Below are 20,711 nucleotides of genomic sequence, written 5' to 3' on the forward strand. Positions count from 1 at the left end.
TCTATTCTATATGATCGACGGGTTGTGATACGACTCACATTGTAAATGCGATGTTAATTTTTTTACTGATCACTCTCTTTACGAAGGGTGTTCTTTTCATAACGCGACGCTTTCAACGCTTCTTTCACGCGTTTCAGGTTTTCCCGGAAGGGGGCACCCCGTTCCAGGGTAAAACCGGTCGCCAGCACATCGATCACGGTTAACTGCGCCAGGCGCGACACCATCGGCAAATAGACATCCGTATCTTCCGGTACATCAAGCACTAAAGCTGTCGCTGCTTCATGGGCAAGGGGTGAATCGGGAGAGGTGATGGCAATAACGGTGGAACCGTTTACACGGGCCAGACGAGCCAGTTCTACCATATTTTTTGTGCGTCCAGTATGTGAAATGAGAACAAAAACGTCACCGGCTCGACTATTTATGCAACTCATGCGCTGGATCACAATATCGTCCGACCAGATGACCGGCAGATTAAAGCGCAGAAATTTGGTAAAGGCGTCATGCGCCACGACGGCGGATGCCCCCAGCCCGAAAAAGGCGAGTTTGTCGGCCTGCGCAAGCAGGGTGACGGCCTGTTGCAGCTGCGTGCTGTTTAGCTGATCGCGCACCCGCTGCAGTCCAGCCAGCGCCGAGTCGAAGATCTTGTGGCTGTAGTCCTCCACACTGTCGTCATCCTCCACACCCCGGCTGACCCAGCTGCTGCTTTTCACCAGGCTCTGCGCCAGCAGCAGCTTAAAGTCGGGAAAGCCGCGTGCGCCCAGTCGATGGCAGAAGCGGTTTACGGTGGGTTCACTCACGCCGGCAACACCTGCCAGCGTCGCAATGCTGGAGTGTATCGCTGCCTGGGGTGCAGCCAGAATCTGGCGGGCGACTTTCTGTTCCGCTTTGCTCAGCGCAGCGAACTGCGCCTCAATTTTTTCCAGCATATTCATAAGCCGATGACCATTATCGCTTTTATCAATTTCAATTATCACTGTCGTCAGCGCCGATTAACAGAGACTATATCGCGTCAGCGGCCGACAGGCGCAACGGCGGACAAGCCGATGGCGCTTTTTTTTGGGATACTTTGACCGGTGCCAGATTTCCTGACACCAGCAGACACAGAAAAAACCGGCAATCCGCACGTGTCATCACACGCGCGCAGCGCATCCGGTACAGAGTTAATGCGGTTGACCCGGCGAGTCGGTTTACCTGGCGCGGGGAAAAAAGTACATTGTGCTGAAAGAAAATAATAACCTGGACCCGGTGGCAGAGGATGCATCACCACCGGACTATCCTGCAACGAGGAGAGGAAAATGGCGGTAACACAAATAGCCCAGGCATGCGATCTGGTGATTTTCGGTGCCAAAGGCGATCTTGCACGCCGTAAACTGTTGCCTTCACTGTACCAGTTAGAGAAAGCGGGTCAGATCCACGAGGAAACCCGCATTATTGGTGTCGGCCGTGCCGAGTGGGACAAAGCGGAATACACCAAAGTGGTACGTGAAGCGCTGGAAACCTTCATGAAGGAGAAGATTGACGAAGCGCTGTGGGACAAACTCAGCAATCGTCTCGACTTCTGTAACCTCGATGTTAACGACACCACGCACTTCCCGAAACTGGGCAAGATGCTGGACCAGAAAAACCGCACCACCATTAACTACTTTGCAATGCCGCCGAGCACCTTTGGCGCGATCTGTCAGGGACTGGGCACCGCGAAGCTGAATGCGAAACCGGCGCGCGTGGTGATGGAGAAGCCGCTCGGTACCTCACTGGAAACCTCGCAGGAGATCAACGACAGCGTTGGTGAATACTTCGATGAGAGCCAGGTATTCCGTATCGACCACTATCTCGGCAAAGAGACCGTGCTCAATCTGTTGGCGCTGCGCTTTGCGAACTCTATCTTCGTGAATAACTGGGATAACCGCACTATCGACCACGTGCAGATCACGGTGGCCGAAGAGGTAGGTATTGAAGGCCGCTGGGGTTACTTCGATAAAGCGGGTCAGATGCGTGACATGATTCAGAACCACCTGTTGCAGATTCTGACCATGATCGCCATGTCGCCGCCGTCCGATCTCAGTGCCGACAGCATCCGTGACGAAAAAGTTAAAGTGCTGCGCTCGCTGCGCCGCATCGACCAGACCAACGTGCGTGAGAAAACCGTTCGCGGTCAGTACACTGCGGGCTTTGTGCAGGGTAAAAAAGTGCCAGGCTACCTGGAAGAAGAGGGGGCCAATAAAACGAGCGCTACGGAGACTTTCGTCGCGATTCGTGTCGATATCGACAACTGGCGCTGGGCAGGCGTGCCGTTCTACCTGCGTACCGGTAAGCGTTTACCGACCAAATGTTCCGAAGTGGTGGTCTATTTTAAAAACCCTGAGATGAACCTGTTCAAAGATTCCTACTCAGAGCTGCCGCAGAACAAGCTGACCATTCGTCTGCAGCCGGACGAGGGCGTGGATATCGAGATCCTGAATAAAGTGCCAGGCCTCGATCACAAGCACAAGCTGCAGACCACCAAACTGGATCTGAGCTACTCCGAGACGTTCAACCAGTCGCACCTTGCCGATGCTTATGAGCGTCTGCTGCTGGAGAGCATGCGCGGTATCCAGGCGCTGTTTGTGCGTCGCGATGAAGTTGAAGCCGCATGGACCTATGTTGATTCGATTATCAACGCATGGGCGGCAGATGGTGACTCTTCCAAGCCGTATCAGGCTGGCACCTGGGGCCCGGTGGCCTCGGTGGCGATGATCACCCGCGATGGTCGCTCGTGGAACGAGTTTGAATAACTGAAGTGATGATGAAGCCCGCCACGCGGGCTTTTTTTTCGCCTTTAAACCGGGCCAGCGGATACGAATAAAACTGAACTGCCGTTTCAAAATGGGCGCAGGAGGATAGACGCTCAGGAAGCGAATCATGTATGGTAGTGACGCAATTTACAGGGCAGGAGCCGATGCTCCATGACCGGGCCACAATCCCGGTGTTATCAAGCAAGGGGAACTGATGAAAAACTGGAAAACGAGTGCTGAACAGATTCTGACCACCGGACCTGTGGTGCCGGTCATCGTGGTGAATAAACTGGAACATGCTGTGCCGATGGCGAAAGCGCTGGTGGCAGGCGGTGTCAGAGTGCTGGAAGTCACGCTGCGCACGCCCGTAGCGATGGATGCACTGCGTGCGATGATCAAAGAAGTGCCGGATGCGATTGTTGGTGCGGGCACAGTGATTAATCCGCAGCAGTTACAGGAAGTGACCGATGCCGGTGCACAGTTTGTTATCAGCCCTGGCGTCACGGAATCGCTGCTGAAAGCGGCGGTTGAAGGCCCGGTTCCATTGATTCCGGGAATCAGCACGGTTTCTGAGTTGATGACCGGTATGGACTATGGTCTGCGCGAATTTAAATTTTTCCCGGCAGAAGCAAATGGCGGCGTGAAAGCGCTGCAGGCGATTGGCGGACCTTTCCCGCAGGTGCGTTTCTGTCCGACCGGCGGCATCTCTCCGGCCAACTACCGTGACTATCTGGCGCTAAAAAGCGTGCTATGCATCGGCGGCTCCTGGCTGGTGCCTAACGATGCGCTGGAAGCGGGCGACTGGGATCGCATCACCCGCCTGGCTCGCGAAGCTGTCGAAGGCGCGAAGTAAGTAATGGCGGTGAGCGTCTGCTCACCGCACACCTTTACCCCTGAACCGTAACCGCCGCTGCGCTGGCAACTGCACGCGCAATCGCCTGCGTGGTGCTGTCACCGCTGGCCAGCGCGACGCCCAGACGACGCTGCCCGCTGATCTCCGGCTTGCCGAACAGCCGCAGTTGCAGACCGGCCCCCAGTGCGGCTTCGACATTCACAAACTGCACATTCTGGCTGGTCAGTTGCGGCAGGATAACGGCAGATGCCGATGGACCATACTGACGAATCCCGCCAATCGGCAGACCCAGGAACGCCCGCACGTGCAGCGCAAACTCTGACAGATCCTGTGAAATCAGCGTCACCATGCCGGTGTCGTGGGGACGTGGCGACACTTCACTGAACACCACCTCATCACCGCAGACAAACAGCTCAACGCCAAACAGGCCATAACCGCCCAGCGCCTTCACCACCTGCGCGGCAACATCCTGCGCCCGCTGCAGCGCCAGGTCACTCATCTGCTGCGGCTGCCAGGATTCACGATAGTCGCCATCCTCCTGTCGGTGACCAATCGGCGCACAGAAGTGAATGCCATCGACGGCGCTGATGGTCAGCAGGGTGATCTCAAAATCGAAGTTAACAACGCCTTCGACGATGACGCGACCGGCACCGGCGCGGCCACCCTGTTGGGCATAGTCCCAGGCTTTCTCCAGCTGGCTGTCGTCGCGGATAAAGCTCTGGCCTTTGCCGGATGAACTCATCACCGGCTTTACAATGCACGGGAAGCCGATTTCGGTCGCGGCTTCATCGAAACGCGCTTTGCTGTCGGCAAAGCGATAGCGTGAAGTGGGCAGTGACAACTCTTCAGCCGCCAGGCGGCGAATGCCTTCGCGGTTCATGGTCAGCTTTGCGGCACGGGCGGTCGGAACCACGCGCTGGCCCTGCTGCTCCAGCTCAACCAGCGTATCCGTGGCGATGGCTTCAATTTCCGGCACCACAAAATCAGGCTTCTCTTCGGCAATCAGCGCAGCCAGCGCTGCTCCATCCAGCATATTGATCACATGGCTGCGATGGGCGACATGCATCGCCGGGGCATCGGCGTAACGATCCACCGCAATCACTTCCACACCCAGACGCTGACACTCCAGCGCCACCTCTTTACCCAGTTCACCTGAACCCAATAGCATTACACGCGTCGCCGCCGGACGCAGCGCTGTTCCGAGAGTCGTCATACATTCACCTAAGCAGTCAAAATTCGCGCGCAAGTATAAACGAAAACGTTTGCGTTCTCATCTTTCGTCCATCTGACACTGCTTTTTGCCGTACTTTTCCCGCTCTGACGTTTCCTGACAAGCTTTTGGTCAGGATAGCGGGCTGACATCCTGAAAGGAGTGAATGATGAATAACTGGTTGCAACAGATTCAGTCGGTATTGGCAAAGAAGGGCGGTGAAGGCAAATCGGGCGGCGGCTTAAGTGACATGCTGGCACCGGGTGCGCTGGGCGGTCTGGCCGCCATGCTGGTCTCCAGTAAGTCTTCACGCAAACTGCTGACCAGATATGGCGGCAAAGCGCTGATTATTGGTGGTGGCGCGGCCGCTGGTGCGGTGCTGTGGAACAAATATAAGCAGCGGGTCAGCGAAGCGCACCAGAATGAACCTGACTTTGGCGTGGCTCAGACGCCCATAGACCAGCGCGCTGAACGTCTGGTCACGGCGCTGGTGTTTGCCGCTAAAAGTGACGGGCACATCGACGATCAGGAGCGGGCAGCCATTGAGCAGAATATTTATCAGTCCGGTTACGGCGAGGAAGCAGAACAGCTGATTCAGAAAGCGATGAACCGTCCGCTGGACCCGCAGTGGCTGGCCGCCGATGTGAAAAATGAGGAAGAGGCGCTGGAGCTTTACTTCCTGAGCTGTACTGCTATCGACGTCGATCACTTTATGGAACGCAGCTATCTCTCCGCGCTGGGCGACGCGCTGAAAATTCCTCAGGATGTCCGTGACGGCATCCAGCAGGATCTTGAGGCTGAAAAATCCCGTCTGCCTGCCGGTTAATCCTGGCTGAAGTCCGCTGGCTGGTCACACGAAGTGATTGGCCAGCGGCAGCTTCTCTCGTCATACCTGGCTTCCGGCTGCCGAAGTGTTACGCTTACAGATCATTACGTTGATGGAGACGGATGGATGAAAGCACCCATCGCAAAAAAAATTCCCCATGAGATGACGCTGCACGGCGAGACGCGCGTTGACGATTATTACTGGCTGCGCGACGACAAACGTGAAAACAGCGAAGTCCTTGATTACCTGCGTGCCGAAAACAATTACGGCAAAAAAATCATGTCATCGCAGCAGCCGCTGCAGGACCGGGTATTAAAAGAGATTATCGATCGGCTGCCGCCGGAAGATCACTCTGTGCCCTATGTGAAAAACGGTTACCGCTATCAGAGCCGCTATCAGAGCGGTAACGAATATCCGGCCTATTACCGGCAACCGGCAGCAAGCGAGGAGTCTGGCGAGTGGAGTCTGCTGCTGGATGCCAACCAGCGCGCCTCGCACAGCGATTTTTACACGATGGGCGCGCTGCACATCAGCCCCGATAACCGGGTCATGGCGCTGGCCGAAGATTTCCTGTCGCGACGCCAGTACGGCATCCGGTTCCGCAACCTGGAGAGTGGCAGCTGGTATCCTGAAGTGCTGAGTAACGCCTCATCGAGCTTCGCCTGGGGCAACGACTCCCGTACGATCTACTATGTGCAGAAACATCCGCAGACGCTGCTCTCGTATCAGGTGTGGCGACATGAACTGGGTATGCCGCAGTCGGAAGACAAGCTCGTCTACGAAGAGCAGGATGACACCTATCATCTCAGCGTGCACAAGAGCACCTCCAAGCAGTTCATCATGATTGCGCTCTACAGCACCAACACCAGCGAAATTCAGCTGATCGATGCGAACTTCCCCGATGCACAGCCACATGTCTTTCTGCCGCGCCGTCGCGATCATGAATACAGCATCGACCATTACGATCATCAGTTCTTCATTCGCTCCAATCGCGAAGGCAAAAACTTCGGGCTGTATCGCAGTCGCTATCTGGATGAGACTCGCTGGGAAACGCTGATCCCGGCACGGGAACAGGTGGTTATGGAGGATTTCCAGCTGTTCCGCGACTGGCTGGTGGTTGAGGAGCGCCAGCGCGGCTTAACCAGCCTGCGACAGATTAACTGGGCCAGCGGCGAGACCAGCGGCATCGCCTTTGACGATCCGACCTATGTAACCTGGCTGGCGTACAATCCGACGCCGCGCACCAGCAAACTGCGCTACGGCTATTCGTCGATGACCACGCCGACCACGCTGTTTGAACTGGATATGGATACCGGCGAACGCCGCATTCTGAAGCAGAGCCAGGTTAAAGGCTTTAACGCGGAAGATTACAAAAGCGAGCATCACTGGATCAAAGTCAGCGATGGCACCGAAGTACCGGTGTCGCTGGTCTATCACCGCAAACATTATCAGCCCGGTCAGAACCCGATGCTGGTCTATGGGTATGGCGCCTACGGCAGCAGCATGGATGCCGATTTCAGCGTCAGCCGTCTGAGCCTGCTGGATCGCGGCTTTGTCTATGCGCTGATACAGGTGCGCGGCGGCGGTGAGCTGGGACAGCAATGGTATGACGGCGGTCGCCTGCTCAACAAAATGAACAGCTTCACCGACTTTATTGATGTCACGGATGCGCTGGTGGCGCGCGGCATCGGCCACCCGGAACGGCTCTATGCGATGGGCGGCAGTGCAGGCGGCCTGCTGATGGGCGGCGTGATTAATCTGGCGCCTCAGCGGTTCCACGGCGTGGTGGCGCAGGTGCCGTTTGTGGATGTGGTCACCACCATGCTGGATGAGTCGATTCCGCTGACGACCGGTGAGTATGACGAGTGGGGCAACCCCAACGATCCTGAGTACTACCACTACATCCGCCAGTACAGCCCCTATGACAACATTGAGGCGAAAGCGTATCCACACCTGCTGGTCACCACCGGCCTGCACGACTCACAGGTGCAGTACTGGGAACCGGCCAAGTGGGTGGCGAAGCTGAGATCGCTGAAAACGGATAACAACCTGCTGCTGCTCTGCACCGATATGGATTCCGGTCACGGCGGCAAGTCGGGGCGTTACAAAGCCTACGAGGGTATCGCGATGGAATACACCTTCCTGCTGGGACTGGCGCAGGGCACCCTGCCGCCCGCTCAGGATTACTGAGACTCCGACAGGTATTTATTCAGCGCCTGCCGCAATGGCGGGCGCAGATCGCTGACATTATTCAGCACCCACTTCAGGTAGCCCGGATCCTTCCTTGCAATCACCGCAATGGCCTGGCCGCGATATTTACCGAACGGCAGAATGTCGTCGCGCTGGGCCGCCGGTTGTGAACGCACAATCATCTCGGAAGCACCCCAGCCGGAGACCTCCATAATCCGAATCAGCAGCGCCGCCGTGACATAGCAGTCATAGAGCGCGCGGTGCGCATGCAGGTCAGCGGGCGGCGTCACATCCAGCTTCAGCGAATGACGCAGTGCCTGGTTGCCATATTTAATGCCCGGCCAGAGCTGGCGCGCCAGCTGCATGGTGCAGATCCATTCACCGTACATTTCCGGCAGCATCCGGCGGTCAAAGCTGGCGTTATGCGCCACGTAGAAAGCACTGCCGTAATAGCGCGGGATCGCCTCTTCAATGGTCGGTTTACCGGCGACCATCGCTTCGGTAATGCGATGCACCGCCATCGCCTGACGGCTGATAGGGCGGTCGGGCAGGGTGAGGTCGCTCATTGGGTTCACAATCTGACCATTGACCACATCCACGGACGCGACTTCCACCACGCCGCCCTGCAGACCGCAGGTTTCGGTATCGATAACGCGGAACATCATTGCTTCATCTTCGGTTCATAAGGAAGGCGCGACAGGCTGAGTGACGCCTGGCGATATTGCATCAGACGCTGACGAAACCAGTCACGCAGCGCTTCGGGCTGCTCCTGCGCCACCATCTCGGCAACGACCGGCATGTTATAGCGCTCTTTGAACGCCACGCCCGCTGCCGCTAAATCGACATTGATCTTGTCTTTCTCTTCCTGGGACAGCACGGCAAGGTTATGGCTCATAATATTCTCCTGACGATAGCCGGCAAAAGTAATGTTTTCGGCGGTATGAATCAAGGATAAGGATCGCATCGCTGGCCTCGACAGTGCAAAACCAGCAGCGTATCCTTTTGCCACGTTTATCGCCCTGGCGGCGGTTAAAAGGATGATCTTATGCAGAAAAAACCCATTTCCCGCATGGTTATTGCGCTGGCGGCAGCCGGACTGATGGCATTCAGCTCTCTGGCCGCAGCGCATGCGCATCTCCAGTCTTCCGCACCCGCAGCTAAAGCGCAGGTTACGACATCCCCCGATGCGCTGACGCTGAATTTTAGCGAAGATATTGAAGCGGCATTCAGCGGCGTTACGCTGCTGGACAATGCACAGAAACCCGTTGAGACGACCAAAGCCCGCGTTGAAGCTGACCAGAAAAATCGCCTGATTATCGGCCTTTCTCAGCCGCTGAAAGCGGGGAGTTATCAGGTCAACTGGCATGTGCTGTCGGTGGATGGACATAAAACCGCAGGAAGCTATCGCTTTAGCGTGAAGTAAGCCGGTGACCACCCTCTGGATCCTGTTGCGTGCGCTGCATTTCGCTGCCGTGATGCTGCTGACCGGCAGCGCCTGTTACAGCGCACTGCTGGCACCCAAACGTTATCGACCCCTGCTGGCGCGGCGATTAAATCCGCTGGTGAAGGGGAGCGCCTGGCTGGCGCTGCTGAGTGCGCTATTGATGCTGGCCTGCCAGAATGTGCTGATGAGCGGCGACAGTACCAATCTTGCCGATTTCGACATCTGGCTGGCGGTGCTCGACACACATTTTGGTGCGGTGTGGCAGTGGGAAATACTCTTTAGTGTTGTGGCTCTTGTCGCATTATTACTGACCGGAAAGCTGCGTCAGCAGGTGTTACTGCTGGCGGGCGTGCTGCAACTGGCCTGCATGGCCCTGATAGGTCATGCCGCGATGCGTGATGGATTGCCCGGTCTGCTTCAGCAGATTAACCAGGGAATGCATCTGATTGCGGCAGCGTTCTGGGTGGGCGGATTGTTGCCCTTGCTGCTGTTGATGCGCGAGGCGCGCCAGATCGATCGACGCACTGACGCGATTCGTACCATGATGCGGTTTTCGCGCTATGGTCATCTGGCTGTAGCGCTAACGCTGCTGAGTGGTGTGATAAACAGTGTGATGATCGCAGGCTGGCCACTCATGTGGCACGATTCACGCTACATTGTGTTGTTGCTGTGCAAGGTGCTGCTGGTTGCCCTGATGGTGCTGGTGGCGCTGATCAATCGATACTGGCTGGTGCCGCGCTTCCGCCTGGCGGGCAGCGGGACGCAGCAAAAATTTATTCGCATGACGCAGCTTGAACTGCTGCTGGCGTGTGGTGTGGTTGGGCTGGTGAGCGTATTTGCTACGCTGTCACCCGCCTGAATGTGGTTTAAGAGAGAAAAGGGTAGTTATGTTGCTGAAGAAAGTGATCCCCGCCATCCTGTTGTTATCCGTATGCGGCCAGGCGCTGGCGGCACAAATCATTACCGTCAGCCGCTTTGAGATCGGGAAAGAGAAGTGGCCGTTTAACCGTGAAGAGGTGATGCTGACCTGCGAGAAAGATGGTGCGATGTTTGCCATCAACCCGAGCACGCTGATGCAATACCCGCTGAACGACATCGCCGACCAGCTGTTTAAAAACAAACAGGTGAAAGCGCAGCCGATTAGCGTGATTCAGGCCGAAGACAAGGCGCATCCGGGTCAGATGATGAGTCTGCAGCCGATTGTTGAGCGCACCCAGGCGCTGTGCGGTAAATAAACCTCCCGGGTGCAGCTTTGCGCTGCGCCCAATCACCGATTTTTTGCCGTTGCGATCACAAACTGATCCGGTTTATGGCCCTGATTCCCGCGTTTGCTGGCATTTCCACCGCGCTGTTCTAACCTTAAATTGCAAGGCGACACCGCCTTCATAAATGCCAACTTTTAGCGCACGGCTCCTTGAGAGCCATTTCCCTGGACCGAATATAGGAATCGTATTCGGTCTTTTTTTAGTGGGTTGATTTATATGGTTTTTTTGAAGGCGGTTACGAAATTTCCCGAAAATATCCCGAAATCACTATATCCAATCTATACCATTACGTATTCCTGACCGCGCGAATCGAGATACTTTTTAGTCATAGAAAGGTTTTTATGGCCGAGTAATCGTTGCGCAAAATCCTCTCCATTTTCCACTTCATACAGTCGGCTGGCAAGACTTCTGATTTCATGAAATGTCGGCGGGTTAGGGCCAAATTTAATTCCGCTTATTTCACGCGCTTCTGCAAAAGCACCTGTAAGCGCATCTGGTGAAACCGGCCCCGGTTTTCTGCCCCCGCGACGGACTGCAGAATAAATCAGGCTATCCGATGGGTTATCCTTCCGGCATTCCTCTACGATCCCCTCCAGTGACATTCCCAGTTCTTTCAGCTCTAAATCCAGTGGCATCGCCAGCTTATGGCCAGTTTTGCTTTGTGTCACAAAAAGCCGCCCATCTCTGATCGCGCTGAAGGTCATACGCGTTACATCCTCCCGGCGCTGCCCGGTGAGCAGGCCGATGTTCATCGCATTCTGCAGCCAACCCCCCATGCTTTCAGCGGCCTTACGGATAGCCAGAAATTGCTCAAGTGATAAGCGCTCTCGCCTGACTTCAGGTGATGGGGTTCTGGTTGGCTCTACTGGATTCCTGTCGATAATGCCTTCAACAACAGCCTCGCGGAAAACATCCATCAGCAGCGATCGCAATGCAACCGCCATGCTGTGCTTCCCACATTGGACATAGGATTCAAGGAAAACTGCTATATCACGCGTACTGATCGCAGTAATTGGCAGGCGACCAAACTCAGCCTGAATGGTTAGCAGCTGGTTGCTACGTATCTTCATTGTGCTTGGCTTCAAACTGCGCCGCCCCAGGATGACGTCGTACCGTTCAAGCCATTTACTCACTGTGAAATCAGGCGTCTCTTTAAGCCGATCAAGAAGGGCGGATGGTAGGTAGTTTTGCTCAATGTAGCTGTTCGCTTCGATAGCCTGGGCCACCGCATCCTTGCGGGGTATCTTACCCAGTGAAATCTCCTGACCGGTCACAGGATTTCGCCAGGAGTATATCTGCTTCGTTTTACGAAACGTCAGGTTCCTTGGCAGATTAGCGTCGTACCGCTTTGGCCTGTTCGACATGTTTCAGTTTCTCCATCAGCGATCCCTTTTTCGGCGGTGCTACGTATTCCGGCCTGCGCTTCATCATCTTCTTGCGCGGGTCAACGTATACCGAATCCGGTTCGAGTTTGTATTCTTTTCCGTGAAGCTCCGGGCATGGGTAAATCCTGCCCTCCCTGACCCAGCGGCGCAGGGTGGATAAAGAGGGCGGCTGCGAATATGTTGCCGACGCCCACTCCTGAAGGTTCATTAGCTTAGCCATAATTTCTCCTGCACTTTTTAACAGAACTTGATCGCAAACTATCGCAAGTTTTCATGTGGAGCGACTTCTATCCCTTATACGGCCAGTTCCAGACCAGCACGATGCAAATAAAAAAGGCGAGCCACAAGGTGAACTCGCCGGGGGAGATGTCGGGGATGGTGTTCATGTCTTGCTGCTCAGGATGTTGAATGCAGTTGCTGCCACTCGTGGAACTTGTCCATTGCCAAGGGCTTTAAGTCTGTCCACCCCATAGGCCACATCATCAGCCACTCGACATAATCGGGGCAGGCGTTCAGGCCAGGCGTTTCTTCCCCGCCAGCTTCCAGGTGCTGCCAGGCTAGATAATCCTCGAGGTTGTGCCTGTGATCGCCAGTCCTTGCCCGACACCATGCTATTCCATGCCCGCCCATGCTGGCCCTTGGGGTAGGCAACAAGCCAGATTCTGTCGCGGTTATGGGACGCCCCGCACTCTGATGCTGAAATACAACACCATTCCGCATCGAGCCCCAGCGAGGCAATATCACCAAGGACCACGGCAAGTCCTCTTCCCACAAGCAGAGGTGAGTTTTCCAGCAGCACGTATTGAGGTCGAACTTCATCGACGATTCTTGCCATTTGCTTCCAAAGTCCCGATCGCTCTCCTGATATTCCTGCTCCGGAGCCTGCCGCTGAAATGTCTTGGCAGGGAAACCCGCCAGAAATGACATCAACAATTCCTCTCCATGGCTTTCCGTCAAAACTGCACACGTCAGACCAAATCGGGAAAGGTCGGAGTACTCCATCGTTCTGTCGTTGCGCCAGAACCTGTGCTGCGTAGGCATCACGCTCAACGGCGCAAACTGTTCTCCATCCAAGGAGGTGCCCGCCGAGTATTCCTCCACCAGCGCCTGCGAAAAGAGCCAGCTCATTCATGGCACCTCACTATTTATTTCAGACATAACAACTCCTCACGCAGAGCGCGATAGTGAATAGGGGGGGTAGGTTTACTACATTGAATTGGCAGCGAGCAGAGTGATTGCCCGGCGCAATCTCGTCATTAGTGATGAGATGTGGTTTTTCGTCGTAAGGAATGCTTCGCGACTGCGCACCGACTGGCTCACTGACAAATACCACTTTGTCGTAAAATATGATGGTCATATCAAGGGCGGCGACGGCCTACTTGAAACCAGCCTAAAGCCTCAATTTCGCAAATGATGTCACAAAGTACGCACCCTGACACCATGCGGCTTTTTGTATCAAAACAGCAGTACTAAGACTTTTCCTAATCATTTTTTAAAGGTATGATTCATCAAAATTCGTTATCAATTAGGTCTTTTTATGAGTAGCTTTTGGGGCAGGTTAATGAGTTCTCTTAGAGACAATTCTGAACAAAGAATAAGCAACCCTTTGTATGGGGCTTTTATATTTTCTTGGATTTCTTTCAATTGGAAAGCTATCGCAATATTTCTTTTCTCAGAAAGAGGTATTTACTTGAAAATTGACGATATCCAAGCAGTCACAAACATAAATAGCCTTCTTTTAAACCCATTAAAAATGACTTTAGTCTTGATGCTAATTGTACCTGTATTGAACGCAATTTATGCAATATTTAATGTTTTAATTAAGGCGTTACATAATTTTTCTGATGTTTACGACTCTTATTTTAATTCTGTATTATCCTTAAGGAAGGAGAGGGTTTCTGCGAAAATAGTCACTGAGAGAGAAAAAACGCTTGCTTTGCAAAAGCAAGAAATTGCAGAAGCGGAAAAAAGAACTGAAGAATTAAAATTCGAAGCAGCTTTGGCACGTAAGAATCTTATCAAACTTGAAGAGCTTGAAAATAAATATATTTCTCAAGTGGAGGAGTTTAATAGTCTTGTTATTGTGTCTGAAGCTCTTGAGGAGATGATTACCGGAAAAGATAATGAAATATCAGAACTCAAAGAATTCCAAAGTGGTTATTCTAGTTTGTTAGATCAGATTGATCGAGAGAGAAAGGAACTTGACGAAGCAAAACAGCAGATAGCTTCCGTTAATAGCCAAAATAGAGCGCTAAATATTGAGTTAAGCGATTGCAGAGATAGTCTTAATATGGCTAGAAACTCTTCTTAATAAACCTTTAAAAAGAATGACTAAACAAGGTTGGTGACAGATGCTTCAATACTTAACAGACTTCAAAAACACAATAAGATACTCTGTCTTGGAAAGGGTATCCAACCCGATATTTGCAGCATTTTCATTTTCATGGATAGCATTTAACTGGCAGGTAATCCTTATTTTGTTTTTTAGTGAACAAAGCATTGAAATCAAAATTGGAGCAATTTTATCACTTGGGGGATGGTGGACATCCATAATTTTTCCATCATTATCAGCATTTTTCTATGTAACCGTAATGCCTCATTTCGTTGAATACGCATATAAATTTCAAAGTGGTCCTTTTAAACGCTCACAAGACAAACTCGCTGATAGAATTGATAACGCCCTCAGAAGAAAGGTAAAAACTGAAATTTTGAGAGCAGAAGCTGACATAGCTTATGACCGTAAAACCACCGATTCCGAAAAAGACCTCGAGAAGTTAAGATTAGATATTAATTCATTGAAATCTCAAAACGGCGAGAAATAAAAAGAAGTTAATGACTTAAGTGAGCGAAATGAAAAATTTAAGTTAGCCAATGAGCAGTTAATGCTTGAAAAGCAAAATTTGTCTAATAGCATTGAGAGGTTAAAGGAACTCCAAAATACTCACTCGCAACAATATAATCAATCATTGGCTGACATGAAGTCAATGAGGCTTTCAACGCTTAAGTTAATTGATTCTTTAGATGATTTGCTACGCATGAACAATATGACTTTAAATCAAGATAATCAAGAGCACCGCGAGAAAGTTTTGATGCTTTGTAATAAATATAAGTAAATTCAAAAACTTCAACAACAAGCGCATGTGTTATTTTGCTATGACTTTACTCACTACTGCCGGCATAAATGTTTTAACTACCTAAAAGACAAACTAAGGTTTTACCTTGGGCTTTGAGCGTTACGTAGTCTTCATTTATCGCAAAATCCTCATCTTCTTCTACACAATAAATACCATTTTGGGAAAGGTCATAACGCTTAAATTCACTCATTCTCTTACTACTTATGCCGCTGTCAGGCTCAATGCCGCGGCGAAAATAGTCAGAAAGCAGACAATAAAAAACCGCCTGGAGGCGGCTGTTTATAAGGCATTAAAAGGGATTAAATTCCCATGCGGTACTCTTCGTACGTACGAGGTTCCGAGTCACCTTCTTTACGGAAAGAAAGCAGTTCTTTCTGCCGATTCGTAACATAGCCTAGAGTTTCGGTAAGCTGGCGTCGTAAAGTAGGATGCATTCGAGGAATGCTGTTATCGCCCAGGCCAGCCTCGATCTTGTTCATGATTTCGAGAGCAAGGCCAATTTCCTCTGCATCAATCAAAATATTGACGCGATAACCCTCACGGGTCTCTTGCTCGCTGCCTAACTGTCTTGTCAGTTTATCGACCTGTTTGGCATAGGCGTCCAGCTGTGCCTGCACATCTGCCGGGATTCCCCCATTTTTTTCAGCCAGCGCTTTAAGGGCATTGATGTTATCGATCGCCTGTTGCGCCAGGTCTGTTGCAGTAGTCATATTTGGCATCCTTTTAAAAGGTAAAATCAAAAGTTCAGTGAGGTTAAAAGGCCGACTTTCATCGGCCTGAAAAAGTCAGTTACTGACTACCTGTTACGGGTGTTCGTACTGCGCAAAAGTACGTGGCGCTGGGTCACCCGATTTGCGGAACATAGCGTTGTTGTCTTTCCGCTCTTTCAGATACATCAGGGTCTGTTTAGCCTGATACTGATCGGCCGCAGAGAATGAACCCAGCGCGCCAGCATTGCTTGCCGCTACAACTTTGGTCAGGATTTCGATACCCCAGCCGACAGCTTCTGTGGTGTCCAGAATCGCAGAACGATACAGGGTATTGAGGTCTTGCAGGTCTTCGAATTCTTGATCAGTATGAGACATAGTAAATCCTCTTTTGGTTGAGTGAGTTAGGCTGTGAATTCACTCAGCAACCTTACTCTCACCGCCTGATGAAGACCAGTAAAATACTGTTTTTATGTACAGTATTTTTGTGTCATAAATTTGGCTTAGTACCACCGTTAGCTTTGCTGCGCTCTTCCAGAAAACGTATCCGGCTGCGACTGGCTCGCTGGCGAACGGATTCGTATGAGCGGTTAAGTTGCCGAGCTATAAGTTTGGGTGGGATGGTTGCTGCGAGTTCTTTAAGAAGGCCTATCTCATCGGGTGACCAGCGGCGGCCAAGAGTTAACTGATTGCCGCGACGCCGGTATTCAGGTGATTCCATGTTGTCTCCTGTTATTTGCTGAGTGCCTCTTCGATTTCTGCTTTACGAAGCAGATAAACATCGGTGGCCTTTTCCAGCGTTTCAGCCTCGCTTGCCAGCATGCGCGCCGCGTATTTGTAGCAGCGGTCAAGCCCCGCAACGTTTTCAGCCTCAGCGGCTGTGATGGTGAAATCGGCAAGCAGTTCATCCGGCGTGCGCACTGCTGTGCTGGTGTTCGTCGCCGGGTTTATTTCGCGCTCAGGCTGCTGTGTTTCAGGCTTGCTGTTAATCAGGTTGTTCAGTTCAGCGCGGCTGCGCGCCGGAGTAACATCGCGTTCTGCTCGCTGCGCCGGCTCGAATTCGTCAGGGGTATAAACACCGAGAATCACGTCAGGACAGTAGAGGCGCGCCCAGTACTTGACGGCCAGATATGCCAACTGCTGCTTTGGTGCCGTCTTCCAGAGGGGAGAATTGCGCGTGGTGACGTACTCCATGTAAAGCGGCTCACCCCAGGTGATTTCCGTTTCACCTTTCAGCACTGCGCCGACGCGTACAGACAGGCCGCGCTCATTCGATGCGTTGGCTGCTCCCGGTTTGAATTTCTCCCAGTCGCCGCCGTATTCGTACTTAAAACGACCCTGCACGGCTGTAGAGCTGGTGATTACCGCATTGACCAGTTGAGCCTCATAGCCCAGAGTCCCGTTGACAAGGTGCGTTTTCTGCGCCACTGCGTAAGGGTTCATACCCCACTGAGCTGCCTGTAATGCGATCGCCAGACAGTCAGCAGGCTTGCCGGACAGGTGAGCAGGTACCGTTGCTTTGCCCTGCGCCATGACTTCAGCAAACACCTGCAACTTCTGCAGGCCGCTTGGGCTGAAAATTGCCGCTTTCGTGTCAGCCTCATTGACCGGCGCGGTGATGATGTTTTTGCTCATGCGTAATCCTTTCTCTTAGCCCAGTCCGGGCGTGTAATTTCTTCAATGCCGCCCCAGTTACCGGACAGCATGCATTCGTGATAGGTCTCAAGATTGCGGCGGAACAGGTCGTAGCCCACGGCAACATCTTCTTCCTGCAGCTGGAAGGTGCGAACCGGATAGCGGCCACAGTCGATCGACTCACTGACGGCAATGAAAACGAAAATCGGAAATTCGCCGAAGTGCTTGCTGAAGCCCTCGCGATAGTAGGCGTCCTGAACGTGATAGCGGAACTCTTCGATGTGGCGGGCGAAGCGGGACATATCGGCCACTTTTTTTACGTCGACGATGACGGGCTGTCCCGAAAGGAATTTATCTGGCCGGATACGGCAAAGTTCGCCGGTCTGTTCGTCGTTCCAGTAGATTGACGCTTCCTGATATCGATCGATACCTGGAAGAAGTCGGTTAAGCCTTTCTATAATGCCCTGATCGGGAAGATTGAGATTGAGGAATCATGGGCCAATGTCGCACTGAACAAGGTCACTGGATAGCGCGCTCAGAAATAGCTCATTATTTTATCGTGGGCTATTTACTTTTCCCGAAACTGGGGATATGATTCCCAACAGTTGAAGTTGCGCGCTGTTGTTGAAAGGCGTGGGACTTGCGACGACTTCCATCATAAGTAAATTAAAGCGCCTCGTTTTTAAGCTGAAGGCGCTTTTTTTATTTTTAAGGGAATAACTTTTTGGCTTCATCTATAAGCAGTTTATGAAGCTTCAGTTACGGAGAAATTTGACAATCTTTATCTGTATCAGATGCGCTTGAGCTAGCTATGCCTCTTGTTTAACATGCAATTCTGCCCAGTTCTTCATTAATTTCAATTAGCCTTTTATATTTTAAAATGCTCATTAATATCCTTCCATTTTTCGACTTTCCCTGGCAGGAGAAACAAAATTTTTATGAGCATCAAATCTCAAAATCACACTCTTTTGCGGTTGAGTGAGATTAATCGAACCTTGGTCTTGATTGGCCATCCCCTTCGATATCTACAGCAAATGAACTCATCCTACCTTGAGGTATATGGAATACTTCTACTCCATGTGAGGAAGACGCTGAGTTCAAATCTAATATGAATTTTTCCAAAGTCTTTATAGCGTCACATGTATTGGCAACAACGAAATAGCGGTCTTCGTATCGAGTGAAAACGTTTGGTCCAATCATAGCCTCTGAGATGCAGTCATTAAGAATATGACTTCTTACCTTTGCATATAGGCCAAGCGGGAAACGCACTATCCAGTTAACTGAAACTGCTTTTGACATTATAAAATCCTCCGTTAGTGGAGGAATGATTATCGGCTGATGAAAAAAATAATTTACAAGGCACTGCTTCGGCGGGCCTTTTTTCTTTTTTCGACCCTGCCAATCAACCTCGACTCTCACCTTTTCCTGTGTGGCAGCGGGCGATCTTTTCTTATGACTACCTACAGCACCGCCCGTAATCACGGAGGTGACATGAGTATCGGTATGAGCAAACTGGCATCAGGCGCAGCTTACGGCGCATCTGCCGGGACAATCGCTAATGGTCTGCTGACCCGGCTGAGTCCCGATGAATGGAGTGCTGTAGGCGTGCTGGCCGGTATCCTAGTCGCGCTGTTCACGCTCGGCATCAACTGGTACTACAAACGCAAGGCAACGCTGGCCCAAATCAAAGCCCTTCAGCGCTGGCCCACTGCACCAGACATCAACGAGGATTAACCCATGGCTATATCAAACAGCCTGCGCAATAAGCTTATTGCTGTCGCGGGTGGCGGAGCTATGGCTATCGCTACGGTATTTCTCGGCGGAAAGGATGGGGTAGAGGGCAGGGTATACGAGCCTTACAAAGATGTGGCGGGCGTCTGGACTGTCTGCGACGGTCACACCGGCACCGACATTATCAAAGGCAAGAAATACACAGACCGCGAATGCGATCGGCTTATGTGGAATGACCTTCAGCCAGTTAAGAAGGCTGTGGATGGAATGGTGAAAATACCACTGGGCGAATATCAGCGCGCCGCACTTTACAGCTTCACCTATAACGTTGGCACCAGTGCGTTTTCTAAATCAACGCTGCTTAAGCGGCTTAACTCTGGTGACGTTGATGGCGCATGTGAAGAGCTACGCCGCTGGATTTACGCTGGCGGCCAGAAGTGGCGCGGATTAATGAACCGCCGCGATATGGAGCGCACCATGTGTCTGGCGGAGAGTGCCGATGACCTCAAAGGCTAAAGTGCTCACTGCGCTCATCCTGCTGGTTCTTATTGTCTTAGCCACGTCAGTAGCGTTCGCGCTTTATTACCGCGCCAATGCCATCGACTACAAGGCGCAGCGTGACACCGCAACAAGTGCTCTCAAGCTGGCAAAAGACACCATCACCGACATGCAGACGCGTCAGCGTGATGTAGCCGCGCTCGATGCGAAATACACGAAGGAGTTAGCCGATGCTCAGGCGACTATCGATCAGCTGCATGATGACGTTGCTACTGGCAAGCGCCGGCTGCAGCTCAACGTCACCTGCGCGAAGCAATCCGCCACCGGCACCAGCGGCGTGGGCGATGATGCCACCGCAAGCCTTACAGCAGATGCTGAACGGAATTATTGGCGTCTCAGAAATGGAATCTCAACCATCACCAACCAAGTGACCTACCTGCAAGACTACATCAACCGAATTTGCCTGAAATAGGAGGCGTGATGCTGACACAAGGTAAATTGAAAAGCCTTTTGGATTACTCCCCTGAAACAGGCTTATTTCATTGGCTTTCAGAGAAAACAAATGCAATACAACCTGGGGATTTGGCCGGATGGAAAGATGAGCAAGGTTACTGGCGCATAACAATCGACGGTCATGATTATCGGGCTCATCGACTGGTTTGGCTTTATATGTATGGGTTCATGCCTGACATGGTGGACCACAAAAACCGCAACAGAAGCGACAATCGAGCATTAAATCTTCGTCAGTGCAACGCCTCTCAAAACGCTATGAATCGCAAGACTCAGGCAAATAACAAGTCGGGAGTGCCGGGTGTTATCTGGAACAAGCGAGAGAAGAAGTGGAAAGCATTCACTAAGTCCAACGGCAAACAAATTTGCCTTGGAACCTACGCAGATAAGGATGATGCTATCCGAGTCAGAGAAAGCTATTGCCAGCTCGCTCATGGTGAGTTTTACGCTGAACCACATGCGGCATGAGTATGCTTTAAACCTCAGAGAGCGAATCGAAGTCGCCGGAAAGCAAATAGCAGGGCTTCAAGAGTATGTGACACAAATTTTTTT

At 52.0% G+C, this 20,711-nt stretch carries 27 protein-coding genes and 2 pseudogenes; 15 read left to right on the top strand and 14 right to left on the bottom strand.

Annotated elements, in window-relative coordinates; all coding sequences use genetic code 11:
- Nucleotides 1-62: 62 nt before the first annotated feature.
- The gene (locus QSK07_RS03575; RefSeq protein WP_275222546.1) at nt 63-932 is read right to left on the bottom strand and encodes a MurR/RpiR family transcriptional regulator; all 870 of its coding nucleotides are present in this window, start codon (nt 930-932) and stop codon (nt 63-65) included.
- 363 nt (nt 933-1,295) lie between these two features.
- Between QSK07_RS03575 and zwf the strand changes: the two genes are divergently transcribed.
- Both zwf and QSK07_RS03585 read left to right on the top strand, forming a co-directional pair.
- The gene (zwf, locus tag QSK07_RS03580) at nt 1,296-2,771 is read left to right on the top strand and encodes a glucose-6-phosphate dehydrogenase (protein ID WP_098050290.1); all 1,476 of its coding nucleotides are present in this window, start codon (nt 1,296-1,298) and stop codon (nt 2,769-2,771) included.
- 214 nt (nt 2,772-2,985) lie between these two features.
- Nucleotides 2,986-3,624, top strand: coding sequence for a bifunctional 4-hydroxy-2-oxoglutarate aldolase/2-dehydro-3-deoxy-phosphogluconate aldolase (locus tag QSK07_RS03585; RefSeq protein ID WP_010258674.1), 639 nt, complete (start codon nt 2,986-2,988; stop codon nt 3,622-3,624).
- 34 nt (nt 3,625-3,658) lie between these two features.
- Here QSK07_RS03585 and purT read toward each other — a convergent pair whose 3' ends face one another.
- Nucleotides 3,659-4,837, bottom strand: a complete 1,179-nt coding sequence (gene purT / locus QSK07_RS03590) for a formate-dependent phosphoribosylglycinamide formyltransferase (protein WP_013358159.1) — start codon at nt 4,835-4,837, stop codon at nt 3,659-3,661.
- 166 nt (nt 4,838-5,003) lie between these two features.
- Here purT and QSK07_RS03595 point away from each other — a divergent pair, with 166 nt between their 5' ends.
- Nucleotides 5,004-5,660 (top strand): tellurite resistance TerB family protein, encoded by a 657-nt coding sequence (locus QSK07_RS03595; protein WP_013358158.1) that lies wholly within the window; start codon nt 5,004-5,006, stop codon nt 5,658-5,660.
- 126 nt (nt 5,661-5,786) lie between these two features.
- The gene (locus QSK07_RS03600) at nt 5,787-7,850 is read left to right on the top strand and encodes a prolyl oligopeptidase family serine peptidase (protein ID WP_013358157.1); all 2,064 of its coding nucleotides are present in this window, start codon (nt 5,787-5,789) and stop codon (nt 7,848-7,850) included.
- On the opposite strand, the gene exoX is transcribed toward QSK07_RS03600, so the two are convergent.
- Both exoX and QSK07_RS03610 read right to left on the bottom strand, forming a co-directional pair.
- On the bottom strand, nt 7,844-8,512 hold the full coding sequence (exoX, locus tag QSK07_RS03605) for an exodeoxyribonuclease X (protein ID WP_033783311.1): 669 nt from the start codon (nt 8,510-8,512) through the stop codon (nt 7,844-7,846). The genes QSK07_RS03600 and exoX overlap by 7 nt on opposite strands.
- Nucleotides 8,512-8,745, bottom strand: coding sequence for a DNA polymerase III subunit theta (locus tag QSK07_RS03610; protein WP_033733020.1), 234 nt, complete (start codon nt 8,743-8,745; stop codon nt 8,512-8,514). Before QSK07_RS03610 ends, exoX begins: the two co-directional genes overlap by 1 nt.
- A gap of 150 nt (nt 8,746-8,895) precedes the next feature.
- Between QSK07_RS03610 and copC the strand changes: the two genes are divergently transcribed.
- Genes copC through QSK07_RS03625 form a run of 3 tightly spaced genes read left to right on the top strand, consistent with a single transcriptional unit; the run spans nt 8,896 to nt 10,529 of the window.
- The gene (copC, locus tag QSK07_RS03615) at nt 8,896-9,273 is read left to right on the top strand and encodes a copper homeostasis periplasmic binding protein CopC (protein WP_285720462.1); all 378 of its coding nucleotides are present in this window, start codon (nt 8,896-8,898) and stop codon (nt 9,271-9,273) included.
- A gap of 4 nt (nt 9,274-9,277) precedes the next feature.
- A complete protein-coding gene (gene copD, locus QSK07_RS03620; RefSeq protein ID WP_285720463.1) occupies nt 9,278-10,153 on the top strand; it encodes a copper homeostasis membrane protein CopD in 876 nt (291 codons plus the stop codon).
- A gap of 28 nt (nt 10,154-10,181) precedes the next feature.
- Nucleotides 10,182-10,529, top strand: a complete 348-nt coding sequence (locus QSK07_RS03625) for a YebY family protein (protein ID WP_013358153.1) — start codon at nt 10,182-10,184, stop codon at nt 10,527-10,529.
- Nucleotides 10,530-10,837: 308 nt separating this feature from the next.
- Here the strand turns inward: QSK07_RS03625 and QSK07_RS03630 are convergent, their stop codons facing one another.
- The 3 genes from QSK07_RS03630 to QSK07_RS03640 all read right to left on the bottom strand — a co-directional run bounded on the left by QSK07_RS03630 (nt 10,838) and on the right by QSK07_RS03640 (nt 13,076).
- A complete protein-coding gene (locus QSK07_RS03630; RefSeq protein WP_285720464.1) occupies nt 10,838-11,923 on the bottom strand; it encodes a tyrosine-type recombinase/integrase in 1,086 nt (361 codons plus the stop codon).
- Complete coding sequence (locus QSK07_RS03635) at nt 11,892-12,164, bottom strand: excisionase (protein WP_095707051.1); 273 nt, start codon at nt 12,162-12,164, stop codon at nt 11,892-11,894. The genes QSK07_RS03630 and QSK07_RS03635 overlap by 32 nt, the downstream gene beginning before the upstream one ends.
- A 162-nt stretch (nt 12,165-12,326) precedes the next feature.
- On the bottom strand, nt 12,327-13,076 hold the full coding sequence (locus tag QSK07_RS03640; protein WP_285720465.1) for a DNA cytosine methyltransferase: 750 nt from the start codon (nt 13,074-13,076) through the stop codon (nt 12,327-12,329).
- Nucleotides 13,077-13,505: 429 nt separating this feature from the next.
- On the opposite strand from QSK07_RS03640, the gene QSK07_RS03645 reads away from it, so the two are divergent.
- From QSK07_RS03645 to QSK07_RS03655, 3 genes are read left to right on the top strand one after another with little or no spacing between them, the layout of a single operon-like run.
- On the top strand, nt 13,506-14,255 hold the full coding sequence (locus tag QSK07_RS03645; protein WP_285720466.1) for a hypothetical protein: 750 nt from the start codon (nt 13,506-13,508) through the stop codon (nt 14,253-14,255).
- A 40-nt stretch (nt 14,256-14,295) separates the two neighbouring features.
- Nucleotides 14,296-14,766: a hypothetical protein gene (locus QSK07_RS03650; protein ID WP_285720467.1), complete on the top strand. Its 471-nt coding sequence runs from the start codon at nt 14,296-14,298 to the stop codon at nt 14,764-14,766.
- Nucleotides 14,767-14,826: 60 nt separating this feature from the next.
- Nucleotides 14,827-15,057 (top strand): hypothetical protein, encoded by a 231-nt coding sequence (locus QSK07_RS03655; protein ID WP_285720468.1) that lies wholly within the window; start codon nt 14,827-14,829, stop codon nt 15,055-15,057.
- 73 nt (nt 15,058-15,130) lie between these two features.
- Here the strand turns inward: QSK07_RS03655 and QSK07_RS03660 are convergent, their stop codons facing one another.
- From QSK07_RS03660 to QSK07_RS03685, 6 genes and pseudogenes are all read right to left on the bottom strand, one after another.
- Nucleotides 15,131-15,268, bottom strand: coding sequence for a hypothetical protein (locus QSK07_RS03660; protein WP_285720469.1), 138 nt, complete (start codon nt 15,266-15,268; stop codon nt 15,131-15,133).
- A 109-nt stretch (nt 15,269-15,377) separates the two neighbouring features.
- Nucleotides 15,378-15,788, bottom strand: coding sequence for a hypothetical protein (locus QSK07_RS03665; protein WP_285720470.1), 411 nt, complete (start codon nt 15,786-15,788; stop codon nt 15,378-15,380).
- A 93-nt stretch (nt 15,789-15,881) separates the two neighbouring features.
- The gene (locus QSK07_RS03670; protein WP_147789070.1) at nt 15,882-16,163 is read right to left on the bottom strand and encodes a hypothetical protein; all 282 of its coding nucleotides are present in this window, start codon (nt 16,161-16,163) and stop codon (nt 15,882-15,884) included.
- A 112-nt stretch (nt 16,164-16,275) separates the two neighbouring features.
- Entirely contained in the window at nt 16,276-16,506 is a 231-nt protein-coding gene (locus QSK07_RS03675) for a hypothetical protein (RefSeq protein WP_167423269.1), read from the bottom strand.
- Between the two features lie 11 nt (nt 16,507-16,517).
- Nucleotides 16,518-17,420, bottom strand: coding sequence for a RecT family recombinase (locus QSK07_RS03680; protein WP_285720471.1), 903 nt, complete (start codon nt 17,418-17,420; stop codon nt 16,518-16,520).
- Nucleotides 17,417-17,839, bottom strand: a pseudogene (locus QSK07_RS03685) (PD-(D/E)XK nuclease-like domain-containing protein); the annotation flags it as partial. The gene QSK07_RS03680 and the pseudogene QSK07_RS03685, both read right to left, overlap by 4 nt.
- Here QSK07_RS03685 and QSK07_RS03690 point away from each other — a divergent pair.
- A pseudogene (locus QSK07_RS03690) lies at nt 17,837-17,950 on the top strand (antitermination protein); the annotation flags it as partial. The pseudogenes QSK07_RS03685 and QSK07_RS03690 overlap by 3 nt on opposite strands.
- Before the next feature lie 454 nt (nt 17,951-18,404).
- Here QSK07_RS03690 and QSK07_RS03695 read toward each other — a convergent pair.
- Entirely contained in the window at nt 18,405-18,719 is a 315-nt protein-coding gene (locus QSK07_RS03695) for a hypothetical protein (protein WP_285720472.1), read from the bottom strand.
- 192 nt (nt 18,720-18,911) lie between these two features.
- Here QSK07_RS03695 and QSK07_RS03700 point away from each other — a divergent pair, with 192 nt between their 5' ends.
- From QSK07_RS03700 to QSK07_RS03715, 4 genes are read left to right on the top strand one after another with little or no spacing between them, the layout of a single operon-like run.
- Nucleotides 18,912-19,154, top strand: a complete 243-nt coding sequence (locus tag QSK07_RS03700; protein ID WP_285720473.1) for a phage holin — start codon at nt 18,912-18,914, stop codon at nt 19,152-19,154.
- Nucleotides 19,155-19,157: 3 nt separating this feature from the next.
- Nucleotides 19,158-19,667 (top strand): lysozyme, encoded by a 510-nt coding sequence (locus tag QSK07_RS03705; protein WP_285720474.1) that lies wholly within the window; start codon nt 19,158-19,160, stop codon nt 19,665-19,667.
- Nucleotides 19,651-20,121: a lysis protein gene (locus QSK07_RS03710; RefSeq protein WP_285720475.1), complete on the top strand. Its 471-nt coding sequence runs from the start codon at nt 19,651-19,653 to the stop codon at nt 20,119-20,121. The genes QSK07_RS03705 and QSK07_RS03710 overlap by 17 nt, the downstream gene beginning before the upstream one ends.
- Nucleotides 20,122-20,129: 8 nt before the next feature.
- Complete coding sequence (locus QSK07_RS03715; protein ID WP_285720476.1) at nt 20,130-20,627, top strand: HNH endonuclease; 498 nt, start codon at nt 20,130-20,132, stop codon at nt 20,625-20,627.
- The last annotated feature ends 84 nt before the right edge of the window (nt 20,628-20,711 follow it).

The organism is Pantoea sp. QMID4 (assembly GCF_030270445.1).
GTDB lineage: Bacteria > Pseudomonadota > Gammaproteobacteria > Enterobacterales > Enterobacteriaceae > Pantoea > Pantoea vagans.